We start from the raw sequence: 12,566 nt of genomic DNA, 5'->3' as shown, positions 1-12,566 counted from the left end.
TTAATGATTCAGTTCTTTTACCATTCGATAATAACGCTCAATCACATTTGGATCAACCATTAAATTTACTTCAGCATCTTCTTTTCCTTTATAATTAAACAAAGAAAGCACATAACGAATAGATTCTAATCTTGCCGCATTTTTATCATTTGCGTTGACAATGATCCAAGGCGAAAAAGAGTTGTGCGTCCGCGTAAACATTTGATTGATATAATGCGAAAATTCGTCCCAAAGCTCTTGCCCTTTTGCATCAACTGGACTGTATTTCCATTTTTTAAGCGGATTATTTAACCTCGAATCAAAACGTGCTTGCTGCTCCTCTTTCGTCACAGAAAACCACAATTTGATAATATATGTCCCTGATTCGTACAACATATGTTCAAATTCCGAAACTTGCACCATAAATTGCTCATATTGTTGCTCTGTACAAAATCCCATAACTGGTTCTACAACTGCTCTGTTGTACCAACTTCTATCAAAAAAAACAATTTCTCCAGCATTTGGTAATTCTTTGATATAACGATTGAAGTACCACTGATTTTGCTCAACTTCTGTAGGTTTATTCAATGCAACAACACGCATAGAACGCGGATTAAGATGCTCGCGAAAACGGCGAATTGTTCCTCCTTTTCCTGAAGCATCTCGTCCTTCGAAAATAATTGCAACTTTTTTCTTTTCTGTCGAAATCCAATTTTGAAGATTTACTAATTCTGATTGCAGTTTTAGTAACTCATTTTCGTATTCAAACTTCTTTATCACATTTTTATAGAGAGGATTTTCTTCTTGATTTTCAATTAAAAATCTCATCAATTCTTCTGTTGTTGTAAAATCTAAAATCTTACTTTTTTTCATAAATATTTATAGATTGTAAAATCTTTTTTAAGGTAAAAATTTTACAGAACATAAAAGTGAAGATTATGATAAATCTTTCTTTTAAAATCATAAATTTTATCATATTCAACCTCAATCAATTTGGTTAAATTTGTCAATAAATTAGTTTTTTGCGCATATTATTTTTCATATCACTCATATTTTCTATCGCATTCCGTCCTTTAATGCCGATGATAGATTATGTTTTGAGTTATGAAGAAATCGCAAATGAACTTTGTGAAAATCGAGAGAAACCTGAATTACTTTGTAATGGTTTTTGTTATTTGAAAGAGGAAGTTTCGAAAAGTGAAAAAAATCAGCCCGAAAACCATTTTATAAAAAATTCGGTCAAAATTTTAGATGCGATTGTTCCTCAAAAACAAATTATTTCTCCTAAAAAGTATTTTACACAAGAAAATAAATCTTCAACTGATCATTATCAAGATATTAGCTCTAACTATATTATTCGTTTAGTTTTTCATCCACCAATTGTTTAATTTTTTTATCTATATTCTGATTTACAAAATCAGAGAAACAATTAATTAAAAATAAATAAACAATTTAAAATGAAAAACTTAAAAAATATATTCGCTTTAATCGTAGTAGGATTTGCATTATTTTCTTGTAACAAAGAGCAACCAAAACAAGAGAATTTTGAAGTAAAACATGTTTCTCACGAAGAAATGAAAGCTGCAAAGAAGCTAGATATTGCTGTTGTAAACGAATTTGATCCTATTTGTGGAATGAAAACTGCTGATCACTTAAGCGATACAGCAACTTACCAAGGAAAGACATATGGTTTTTGTTCGACAATGTGCAAAGAAGAATTTTTAAAAAATCCTGAAAAACATATTCATGAATAAGCAATTAATCGCAATAGTAATTATTATTTTAGGTGTAATTGGAACTGTTTTTTGGTTAAAAAACAAACCAAAAGATAAATTATATAATGTGATGAAAGTTCCTGAATTTTCGATGATTAATCAACATAATCAAACAATTACAGATCGTGATATGTTAGGAAAAGTATATGTTGTAGAGTTTTTTTTTACAAGTTGTCCTACTATTTGTCCCGTAATGAGTAATAATTTACGCTCAATAGAAGATGATATTAACGATTCAAATCTTGGTTTTATTTCTATCACAATTGATCCTAAACGAGATACACCTGCACGCTTATTAGAATATTCGAAACAAATTGGAGTAAAATCTCCAAATTGGTTTTATTTAACAGCTGATCGTGAAGAAATTGAGCAACTTTCGGATAAATTCAATATTTATGTTGGAAAAGATGAAACAACAGCTGAAGGTTTGAATCATAGTGGAAAACTTGCTTTGATAGATAAGCAAGGAAATATAAGAAGTAGGTATAGCAAATCTGGTGTTCCAATGTTGTTTTATTCAGGATTAAATTACAAAGATTCTGAAGGAAAAGAACCTTCTCTTGGAGGAAAGTATCATCCTGAAATTGATTATTTAAAAGAAGATATCAAAAAACTTTTAGCAGAATAAAAATAAGCGTCAACAAAAAGTTGACGCTTATTTTTATTTAAATACTTCCTAAGTCTTTAAAAAAAGCTACCAATTGATGATTACTTGTTACTTGTAGAGATTCCTTAAGTATACTTAATCTTTTTTCCACACTGCTTTTACTTGAAGGTTTTATTTCTTTTTCTACCAAATGAAATGGAATATCTTTTAGCAAAACTCCATTAGAGAGCAGAGAAACTAAGGTAATATCATATGATGTAAATTCAAATGTATTTTTATGTTTGATATTTTGTTTCATAGCTAACCCGATATGTATATTTCCTTCAAAAACTGTTTTTATAGCTTTTTTTAGTTCTTTGGAATCTTCTCTTCCTTTCGCTACAAATCCATCAATTTTATAATTTTGGAATAGATTATCTACCATATCTGCTTTTTTTTCTACTGAAAAAACGATTACTTTTAAATCTGGTTGAATTGCTTTCACAGCTTCTATCAATTCTCTTCCTCCTTTTAAATTCTGTTCTCGATGATCTTCTTCAAATGATAAATCAGAAATCAACAAATCATAAGGTTGTTTATCATGCAATGCTTTTTTAACTTTCAAAAAAGCATCATCACAATAGAAAGCATAATCAGGATTTTCGACATTTAAATCCTTTAAAACTTTTTGAACTGAAATATTAAAACTCTCAAAATCTTCTGCAATCAATACTTTTTTAAACATATTTTTATATTAGGTTATGAAATAGGAAATGTAATTATGATTTTTAAACCATTTATATTCTCTGTTTCAAAAATAACGTCTCCATTTAAACTAGAAATACGTGAAACCGTATTTTTTAAACCATTTTTTAGTTTTAACTCAGAAATTCCTATTCCATTATCAGAATAATTGATAATAATTTGCTGATTTTCTTCTTTAAAATTTAATATAACTCGTGAAGCTTCACTGTGTTTTTTCATATTAGTAAGTAACTCTTGCAATACTAAGAAAACTTCTGTTTTAGCATTGGCTGATGCTTTTTTCCAAATACTATTTTCATTTCCAATAAGAAAAATCTTCACTTGTTCTGAATCATAAGAACTTAATAATTGAGATAATATATCTGCAAAATTATCTTGTTGATAATTATCAATCTTCTCATAAGAAATATCTCTAGATATTTCATAAACTAATTCTAATTTATCTAAAATTTCTTCTCGCTTTAATTCAGACTGATTCTCGATATCTGACATTACATGATAAATTCCATTTGCTACCTTATCATGCACTTTTTTTGAATATTTAAGTTCTGTTTTTTTAACTTCTAATACCTTCTCTTGTTCTAACAAAACTTTTTCTTGTTCTAATTTTTGTTTGCGTTTTCTGTACAGGAAATAGGCAAATCCAAACAGTACAACCAATAAGCCGATAAGTATATAAAGCCTTAAAATATCATTTTTTTTCTTTTCATTTTCAGCTTCAGCCTTTAAAAAATCAGCCTTGTTTTTCTCTGAATCATAACGTACTAAAGCAAATTGATTTTTGGATTTACTACGGACAAGCTGAATACTATCGTTTAACTTTTGGTAAGCTTCAAAATTCTTTTTTGAATTTGTAGGGTTTTCTAATAAAATGAGTTGCTGATAAACTTCTAATTGATCATCCACACTATTATTTTCGAAAGCAATTTTTTTTCTTTTATAAGCATAATCCAAAGCTTTTTTATAATCTACATTAGAATAATAATCTATTAAATGTGCATAACTTGCATTTTGCCCCCATAAATCATTTTCATTCAATCGAATTGTTAATGCCTTATTTAAATCTTCTTCAACATTTAGATGCTTATTTTGTAACCATTTAGTGTAGCCTAAATTATCCAAAACACGAGCATACTCTTTTGGGCTTTCAATTATCTTTTTATTCTTCAATAAATCCTGATAAATCTCTATTGCTTCATCAAATTGTTCGTTATAACGGTAGCTATTTGCAATATTGTTTTCATTGATAATAAACACTGTTTCATCAGTAGAATACTCTATCGCTTTCTTATAGTAATGAATTGCTTCTTTATAATTTCCTAAATTATGTGTACTCTGTCCTAAACTATTGTAAGCACTAGACAAGATTTCTCTTTTATCTTTTTCTTTAGAATTTAAGAGTTTTATTGCTTCTATAGTTAATTCTTGGCTTCCAAAAAAATCACCTTTATCCTTAGAAATATATCCCATGTTAATCAGACACTTCGCCGCTTGAGATTTATTATTCTGTTTAAAAAAAATATACTTCGCTTGATTAAAATAAGCATAAGCACTATCACTTTCTTCTTTTTCATAGAACTTCCAAGCGGTATCATAAACTTCATTATTAGAACTTATATTCTCTTCAGCTTGGCTATCTTGAGTTGATTGACATGAAAAAATTAGTAGAATTAAACCAAAAAATAAACTTCTTTTCAAAACATCATATTTACTCAATAAAGCTAAAGAAAAAACGGATAGATTTCTCTATCCGTTTCAAGTTTATTTTTTTGGAGGAGTATTACCTGTTTCTCCATTTGTATCTCCATCTACAAAATCTGTTGATGTTTGAATAATTTGTTGCTGATTATTTGATATTGTGTTTGTATTTTGATTTGGAAAAAAGAATCCCAATAAAGCGAATAATAATTCTAACATAATTTTAAATTTTATTTTTTTGACATAAGTGTTCTTCCTCGCAAAACAGATTGCAAGTAGTCTACACGGAAAAAAAGAAGCGCTTCTTTAATGGGAAGTTTTGTAGTATGAAAACAGTTAAGGAAAAATGCTTCCCTTCAGTTGACCTCAACTATTTTCAATACTATATTTTCAGAAATCAAATTATTTTGTTTTTGTTTTGATTTCTATTGCAAAGTAAATACAGTACACAAAGTCGCTGTTAGACAAACAATGGACAAGTTTTGGACAATTACTAGACATCCCATTTTACGTGAAACCGTAATTTATTTTGACTAAAATTTGTCTATTTTGTAAAAGAATTAAAAGTGAAATGTCTACGAAAAAACAGTTATTCGAAAAAGTTTTTGAGAAAGCAAAAAGAGATTGTGGTAGCTCAAGCAAGAATGCGATATCAACTTATCTAAATACAATTTTTATTGATGATTATAATTTCTCGATTAGCACAAAAACGATTTCGAGATATTATGAATCTTTAGAGAAAAATGAAATCAATGAAAAAAATATCTCTATTGATACATTAAACACTCTTGCTCATTATATCGATTATGAAAATTTTGGAGATTTTAATCAAAAAAATCAGCTGAAAAAAAGTGAAGAAAAAGAAGTTAATGTAGAAGAAATCGCATCCATAGAACCAATACTAGATGATAATATTTCTGAAGAAGAATCAATAATTAATCTTTCATCAAAAAAGAGTAATTTCTTTGAAAAAATAAAACTTCAAAAAAATAAAATAATTATAGGAGGCGGAGTTACAACTGCTTTGGTTGCAGGTAATTTATTTCTTAATTCAATCAATCAAAATTCATCTTGTATGGTTTGGAAAGAAAATCATTATGAAGAAATTGAGTGCGAAGAAACTTCGCTACAAATGAATGCTGTTCCATATAACGAAACTGTTTTTCAATTGAAGAAAATCACAAAACCTGATACTTTAAATATAGAAAATGCACTTGATAAAGTTTGGTATACGAAGATAAATGGAGAAGTAGAATTTTTCACCAATTATGGTTTACATCCCGAAAATGGTAAAACATTGAAACCTGTCACGAAATATATTTTGACAAAATATGTCCTGAAAAATGAACAATAAAAAACACTCAACATACGAGATGAAGAGTGTTTTGATTATTAAAAATGATATAGAAATTTTAGAAAATTTTAAAAAGAATACGAATACTAAATATGATAACTAGAAAAGCAACAGCCAAAATAGCAACTTTTTGAGGGATTTTACCTGCTAATTTTGCCGCAATTGGCGCTGCTAAAGCACCTCCAATAATTAAACCAGCAATGATAAATCCATGGCTTACACCTAAGGCTGCAAAAAAGGTTAAAGACGCTGAAAGTGTCACAAAAAACTCAGCTAAACTAACTGTTCCTACCACTAAGTTTGATTTTTTTCCTTTTGCTAATAAAGTTGATGTAACAACTGGCCCCCAACCTCCTCCTCCAAAAGCATCTAAAAATCCTCCTGTAAACCCTAAAAACCCAACTCGTTTTACTTTTTTTCGTTCTATTTTTTTTCTAAATGCTAAAATGATTAATCGAATTCCTATGATTAGCGTGTAGGAAGCTAAGATTCCGTAGGTAATTGTTTCATATTTATTTCCTAGATAAACCAATAACAATGATCCAGAAATAGCTCCAATAACACCTGGTATAGCCAATGCTAACAATAATTTTTTGTTTACATTTCCAAATCTATAATGCGAAAAACCACTAATTCCGCTCGAAAACATTTCAGCTGTATGAATACTTCCGCTTATTGAAGGTAAATTAACCCCGAATAGCATCATACTCGTAGAACAAGTTACGCCATAACCTAAACCAACTGCTCCGTCGACCATTTGCGCGAAAAAACCAACCGCTAACATAATGTAAAAAACATTCGGAATATGAAGCACAAAATCCTTTGCTTCTGAAAAACTTATGATTGAAGACAATGCATATCCTATGAATAAAGCAAAGAAAATTAAAGTAATTTCAGTAACTAATCGTTTATATTTTTTTGATTTTTTTTTTCCTTTGAATGAAGAAGTTAAATTATTTTTCATTTGATTAATCAATAAACATCAAAGCTGCAACTGTATTTTTCGTCGTTTCATCAATCAAAATAGCATTTCCTGTATGAATATTTTCTTTGAAAGAATCGAAAAACAAAGGTTGATTTGTCTTTAAAACCACTTGTCCAATATCATTTAGCTTGATTTCTTCAGATGGAATAAATTCCCAATTATTGATATTCCATTGCTGATTGATTGCTTTTATTTTTGCACGAACTGAATGAAAACGATGTTGCAACACATACGTTTTTCCTTGTTGCAATGCATTATTGTCTAACCAACAAATCCACGCTTTAGGTTCGTTTGTCGTTTGCGGTTTTTCGGAAGTTTTTACAATTGTATCTCCTCGACTGATATCAATATTATTTTCGAGATGAAAAACAACATTTTCGCCAGCTTCAGCTTGATGAACTTCTTCTAAATGACGCTCTATTTTAGCAATTTTTGATTCGATATTTGATGGATAAACCTTGATAGAATCACCTACTTTATAGACTCCACTCAAAATTTGTCCCGCATAACCTCTATAATCGTGATGTTCTTCATCTTTTGGACGAATTACCCATTGAACCTGAAAACGAGCTGCTAAATTTTTATCTGTTTCAATCGAAACTGTTTCCAATTGATGCAATAATGTTTCACCATTGTACCAAGGCGTTTTCGCAGATTTTTCGACAATATTATCTCCAACCAAAGCAGAAACTGGAATAAAAGTCACTTCATCATAATTCAATTGATTTTGAATTTGTTGAAAATCATTTTTTATCGTTTCGAAAATATCTTGCGAATAATTAACCAAATCAATTTTGTTAATCGCGATAATTGCTTTTTTAATTCCCATTAACGAACCAATACTTGCATGACGTTTTGTTTGAGAAGTAATTCCTTTTCGTGCATCAACCAGAATAATAATCAACTCTGAATTTGAAGCACCTGTAATCATGTTTCGCGTGTATTGCTCATGTCCAGGCGCATCTGCAATAATAAATTTTCGTTTTGTAGTCGAAAAATATTTGTATGCTACATCTATTGTAATTCCTTGTTCGCGTTCGGCACGTAAACCATCTGTAATCAAAGACAAATCAATTTCGTCCTCTTCGTTTGATTTACGTTTTTCTAAAACACCCAATTGATCGGTGTGAATACTATTTGAATCGTAAAGTAAACGCCCTATTAGAGTACTTTTACCATCGTCTACATTTCCTGCTGTTATAAATTTTAATGTATTCATTTTACTTAATTCCTATAGATATTGTAGAATTTTGTTTAAAAAAATTTTGACTTAAAAATAACCTTGTTTTTTACGATCTTCCATCGCTGATTCTGACAATTGATCATCCAAACGAGTTTGTCCTCTTTCACTAATTCTTGTATTGATAATATCAGTAATAATATCGTCAATCGTAGAAGAATCCGAAGGTACAGCCGCTGTACACGTCATATCACCAACCGTTCTGTAACGTACTTTTTCTACCACAACCTCATCGTCTGCATTTGGCTGAATAAAATCTGAAGTAGCAATTAATTTATCATTGAAGACAATACATTCGCGCTCGTGAGCAAAGTATAAATTTGGTAATTCTATGTTATTTTGTTTGATATAATTCCAAACATCTAATTCTGTCCAATTGCTAATCGGAAAAACACGAACATTATGTCCTTTTTCAATTCTTCCATTCAAAATATTCCACAATTCTGGACGTTGAAGTTTCGGATCCCATTGACCAAAATCGTCACGAACTGAGAAAATACGCTCTTTTGCACGTGCTTTTTCTTCATCACGACGCGCTCCTCCGATACATGCATCAAACTCATTTTCTTCGATCACATCTAACAAAGCATACGTTTGTAAGGCATTACGAGAAGGAAAACGACCAGCAGTTTCTTTCAGATTATATTTTTTAATCGCATCTTCTACAGAAGTAACAATCAATTTTTCACCGATTTTATCGACCAAATAATCTCTAAATTTTATCGCTTCAGGAAAATTGTGTCCTGTATCTACGTGTACCAAAGGAAAAGGGAATTTACCTGGACGAAAGGCTTTCAAAGCTAAATGAATCAAAACAATCGAATCTTTTCCTCCTGAAAATAACAACGCTGGACGCTCAAATTGAGCTGCTGTTTCTCTCAAAATGTAGATTGCTTCGTCTTCTAGTTGATTTAAATAATTTTTTTCTTGACTTGACATTCTTTCTAACTTTTTTTTGACAATAAAAAACTCCTCAAAATTTTGGAGGAGTTTATAATCTATTGTTCTCATACTAATACATCACAACATATTCCTCTACTTTTGAAGAATTATTCATAAATATCGATATATTAAATCCAAAATTTTTCATACAAATTATTAATCTATTATTCCGATAGATTTTATGATGTAAAAATAGAAATAATATTTAAAATACAAAGATTGATTCCAAAAAAAGATAAAAAATTGAATATTTCTACGACTTCATTACCTTTGCAAAATGTCAAGAAAAGCGAAACAAAAAATCATATTAAATAATATAGAAGTTTTACGTGGTGGTGCAAAAGGTGTATCGGTTGGTAAAACAGAGGAAGGAAAAACAGTTCTAATAAAAGGTGCCATTCCTGGAGATGTTGTAGATGTACACATTTTGAAGAAAAAAAGCAGTTATTTAGAAGGACAAGCAATCGAAATTCATACTAAATCACCTTATCGCGTTCAGCCAGAATGTGAACATTTTGGTGTTTGCGGTGGCTGTAAATGGCAAGATATGAGTTATGATGCGCAACTTAAATTTAAACACGATGAAGTGGTTAATAATTTGGTCCGCATTGGAGGTTTTAAAGATTTAGAGGCTGAAATTGTTTCAATTTTAGGTTCTAAAGAACAATATTTTTATCGCAATAAATTAGAATTTACTTTTTCTAATGCACGTTGGTTAACGTTAGAAGAAATTCAATCAGGTAAAGAGTTTGACGATCGTGATGTAGTTGGTTTCCATATTCCTGGTGCTTGGTCTAAAGTTTTGGATGTTACGAAATGTCACTTACAACGCGATCCTTCGAATGTGATTCGTGTCGAAGCAAAACGTTTTGCATTAGAACATAACTTAGATTTCTTCGATTTAAAAAATCAAGAAGGTTTGTTGAGAACGTTAATGATTCGTACTTCTCAGAATGGACAAGTGATGGTTTTGGTTCAATTCTTCCGTGAAGAAAAAGAAAATCGTGAAGCTTTCTTACAAAACTTGAAAGATAAATTCCCAGAAATTACTTCTTTATTATATGCAATTAATCCAAAACAAAACGATTCTGTTTATGATTTAGATATCGAAGTTTTTGCTGGAGAAGATCATATTATGGAAAAGATGGAAGATTTGAATTTTAAAATTGGTCCAAAATCTTTTTATCAAACAAATCCAGAACAAGCTTACGAATTATACAAATTAACACGCGATTTTGCTGGTTTAACTGGAAATGAGTTAGTATATGATTTGTATACAGGAACTGGGACAATTGCACAATTCGTTTCGAAAAAAGCGAAAAAAGTAGTTGGTGTAGAATCTGTTCAAGAGGCAATTGATGCTGCAAAAGCAGCTGCAAAATTTAATGGAATTGATAATTGTGATTTCTATTGTGGTGATATGAAAGATGTGTTGAATCAAGATTTCATCAACGAACACGGAATTCCAGATGTTTTGATTACTGATCCTCCTCGCGATGGAATGCACAAAAAAGTAGTTGAAAATATTTTGTTCATGAATCCAAAACGTATTGTTTATGTTTCATGTAACTCTGCTACACAAGCCCGCGATTTAGAATTGATGAAAAATCAATATAAAATTGTTAAAGTTCAGCCAGTTGATATGTTTCCACAAACGCATCATGTAGAAAATATTGTACTTTTAGAGCGAATTTAAAATTCAATTCTTGAAAATGAAAAAATTTCAAACCATCTTATCAGTTACAATCGTCGCTATTTTGACAAGTTTTGTTTTATATAGTTGCGAAGATGATGATATTTGTACAGACGAAGGCGAAGTTCCGCGCATGGTTGCAGATATCTACTATAATATAGACAAAACAACGAAACTAGAAGATTCTATTTTCTATTGGGCTTATGTTTTAAAAGATTCTATCCCAACTGGAACAAGTAAAGACACAATATTAATTGATCAAGGTTCTGTAAATATGAAATCTTCTTTTGCTGCTCCAATTCGTAATAATAAGAAAAAAGAAATTTATTATACGATTGCACAAGGTAAAGATAGAGAGGTTAAAGATACTGAGACGGGACAGGTTACTGTTATTCCTGCAAAACGCGATCGTTTGATTTTGAAATACGATACAATCGGAAATGCCTATACTTCTAAAGCTTGTGGTTTTGGATTAACCTTTAAAGGTGTTGATGTAAAATTGGTAACGAAAACTGCAAATGGAGCTGGAAATTGGATAAAAAATATAGAAACTGTAAATACTGAAATTAAAGATGGTTCGACAACTATTATTAAGCTTTTTGCTGACGAGCGCAATTAATTTTGCATTTGGTCAAGAAAATAAAACTGATTCGACAAAAGTTTCGTTTACAGATTCTATTCCAAAGAAAAAACCCCATGATATTTTTATCGGTGTAGATTTATTCAATCCTGTTCTAAGCGCTTTCAACGATAAAAAAGGTGTTAGTGCTTATGCTTCTTACCAAATCAATAATAAATGGCATGCTGTTATAGAAGCTGGTTTTGAAAAAAATAAGTTCAATGAAATTAACTGGGATGTTGATGTTGACGGTGTTTTTGCAAAACTTGGTGCAAACTGGTTTGTGACACAAGATGTCGAAAATCAATCGAACGGAATTTACATTGGTGGACGAATTGCTTATTCTAAATATTCGCAAACAATCAATAGTTATCCTATCAGAGATTTACAATCAAATGAAATCATCAACAAAGGAAGTTTACCTAAAGCAAATGTAAGCAGTTATTGGATAGAAGCTGTTGTTGGAGGACGTGTAGAGATTTTCAAGAATTTTTATGGTGAATTAGCTTTGCATCCTGCAGCTTATATTGGTGGTAAAAAAGATCAAGGAATTGATCCTTTGGTTATTCCTGGTTATGGAAAATACAGTGGACCATTTAATATGCCTATTTTTTGGGGAATTGCTTATAAGATAAAGTAAGATTAAAACTTTGTTATGAATCAAATTAGAATAACAAAAGATAACATTTCTCTTTTTCCTAAATATGAAAAGTTACTTCATGATAAAAAAATAAAATTCGATTCTTTAGGCCGATTAAGATATTTACATGGAGCACCTATCGGAGATTTGATTCAAATTAAAATAGATCAAAATAGAAAACCAATTTTTCAAGAAATAAGTGATGAATGGTTTGATCCTGAAAGTGAAAAGGCTAAAAAATTTGTTTGGTTATAGATTTATATACAAACTAAAAAAGGAACTCTAATTGA

Annotated in this window: 15 protein-coding genes; 8 read left to right on the top strand and 7 right to left on the bottom strand. The window is 30.1% G+C overall.

Annotation, left to right across the window (positions count from 1 at the left end):
* Positions 1-807, bottom strand: a complete 807-nt coding sequence (gene ppk2, locus E4J94_RS06130; RefSeq protein WP_390891517.1) for a polyphosphate kinase 2 — start codon at positions 805-807, stop codon at positions 1-3.
* 194 nt (positions 808-1,001) lie between these two features.
* Here ppk2 and E4J94_RS06125 point away from each other — a divergent pair, with 194 nt between their 5' ends.
* From E4J94_RS06125 to E4J94_RS06115, 3 genes are all read left to right on the top strand, one after another.
* Entirely contained in the window at positions 1,002-1,367 is a 366-nt protein-coding gene (locus tag E4J94_RS06125; protein ID WP_135834979.1) for a hypothetical protein, read from the top strand.
* Between the two features lie 69 nt (positions 1,368-1,436).
* Positions 1,437-1,733, top strand: coding sequence for a YHS domain-containing protein (locus E4J94_RS06120; RefSeq protein ID WP_135834978.1), 297 nt, complete (start codon positions 1,437-1,439; stop codon positions 1,731-1,733).
* Positions 1,726-2,382, top strand: coding sequence for an SCO family protein (locus E4J94_RS06115; protein ID WP_135834977.1), 657 nt, complete (start codon positions 1,726-1,728; stop codon positions 2,380-2,382). The genes E4J94_RS06120 and E4J94_RS06115 overlap by 8 nt, the downstream gene beginning before the upstream one ends.
* Positions 2,383-2,419: 37 nt before the next feature.
* Here the strand turns inward: E4J94_RS06115 and E4J94_RS06110 are convergent, their stop codons facing one another.
* The 3 genes from E4J94_RS06110 to E4J94_RS17580 all read right to left on the bottom strand — a co-directional run bounded on the left by E4J94_RS06110 (position 2,420) and on the right by E4J94_RS17580 (position 5,022).
* The gene (locus tag E4J94_RS06110; RefSeq protein WP_135834976.1) at positions 2,420-3,085 is read right to left on the bottom strand and encodes a response regulator; all 666 of its coding nucleotides are present in this window, start codon (positions 3,083-3,085) and stop codon (positions 2,420-2,422) included.
* 14 nt (positions 3,086-3,099) lie between these two features.
* Positions 3,100-4,803, bottom strand: a complete 1,704-nt coding sequence (locus E4J94_RS06105) for a tetratricopeptide repeat-containing sensor histidine kinase (RefSeq protein ID WP_135834975.1) — start codon at positions 4,801-4,803, stop codon at positions 3,100-3,102.
* 63 nt (positions 4,804-4,866) lie between these two features.
* A complete protein-coding gene (locus tag E4J94_RS17580; RefSeq protein WP_168801832.1) occupies positions 4,867-5,022 on the bottom strand; it encodes a hypothetical protein in 156 nt (51 codons plus the stop codon).
* Positions 5,023-5,374: 352 nt separating this feature from the next.
* On the opposite strand from E4J94_RS17580, the gene E4J94_RS06100 reads away from it, so the two are divergent.
* Positions 5,375-6,157, top strand: a complete 783-nt coding sequence (locus tag E4J94_RS06100) for a hypothetical protein (RefSeq protein ID WP_135834974.1) — start codon at positions 5,375-5,377, stop codon at positions 6,155-6,157.
* A gap of 58 nt (positions 6,158-6,215) precedes the next feature.
* Here E4J94_RS06100 and E4J94_RS06095 read toward each other — a convergent pair whose 3' ends face one another.
* The 3 genes from E4J94_RS06095 to cysD are packed head-to-tail and all read right to left on the bottom strand — an operon-like array spanning position 6,216 to position 9,321.
* Positions 6,216-7,121, bottom strand: coding sequence for a sulfite exporter TauE/SafE family protein (locus E4J94_RS06095; protein ID WP_246034268.1), 906 nt, complete (start codon positions 7,119-7,121; stop codon positions 6,216-6,218).
* A 4-nt stretch (positions 7,122-7,125) separates the two neighbouring features.
* Positions 7,126-8,361 (bottom strand): sulfate adenylyltransferase subunit 1, encoded by a 1,236-nt coding sequence (locus E4J94_RS06090; RefSeq protein ID WP_135834973.1) that lies wholly within the window; start codon positions 8,359-8,361, stop codon positions 7,126-7,128.
* A gap of 51 nt (positions 8,362-8,412) precedes the next feature.
* Positions 8,413-9,321, bottom strand: a complete 909-nt coding sequence (cysD, locus tag E4J94_RS06085; RefSeq protein WP_135834972.1) for a sulfate adenylyltransferase subunit CysD — start codon at positions 9,319-9,321, stop codon at positions 8,413-8,415.
* Between the two features lie 280 nt (positions 9,322-9,601).
* Between cysD and rlmD the strand changes: the two genes are divergently transcribed.
* The 4 genes from rlmD to E4J94_RS06065 are packed head-to-tail and all read left to right on the top strand — an operon-like array spanning position 9,602 to position 12,531.
* Positions 9,602-11,020, top strand: a complete 1,419-nt coding sequence (gene rlmD, locus E4J94_RS06080) for a 23S rRNA (uracil(1939)-C(5))-methyltransferase RlmD (protein ID WP_135834971.1) — start codon at positions 9,602-9,604, stop codon at positions 11,018-11,020.
* 16 nt (positions 11,021-11,036) lie between these two features.
* Positions 11,037-11,636 carry a DUF6452 family protein gene (locus E4J94_RS06075; RefSeq protein ID WP_135834970.1) on the top strand — a complete coding sequence of 200 codons (600 nt, stop codon included), beginning with the start codon at positions 11,037-11,039 and terminating at the stop codon, positions 11,634-11,636.
* The gene (locus tag E4J94_RS06070; protein WP_135834969.1) at positions 11,590-12,276 is read left to right on the top strand and encodes a DUF6048 family protein; all 687 of its coding nucleotides are present in this window, start codon (positions 11,590-11,592) and stop codon (positions 12,274-12,276) included. The genes E4J94_RS06075 and E4J94_RS06070 overlap by 47 nt, the downstream gene beginning before the upstream one ends.
* Before the next feature lie 15 nt (positions 12,277-12,291).
* Entirely contained in the window at positions 12,292-12,531 is a 240-nt protein-coding gene (locus E4J94_RS06065; protein WP_135834968.1) for a hypothetical protein, read from the top strand.
* Positions 12,532-12,566 lie beyond the last annotated feature (35 nt).

The organism is Empedobacter tilapiae (genome assembly GCF_004785645.1).
Lineage (GTDB): Bacteria > Bacteroidota > Bacteroidia > Flavobacteriales > Weeksellaceae > Empedobacter > Empedobacter tilapiae.
Note: the sequence above shows the minus strand (reverse complement) of the source record. Positions and strands in the feature narration are given on the sequence as shown.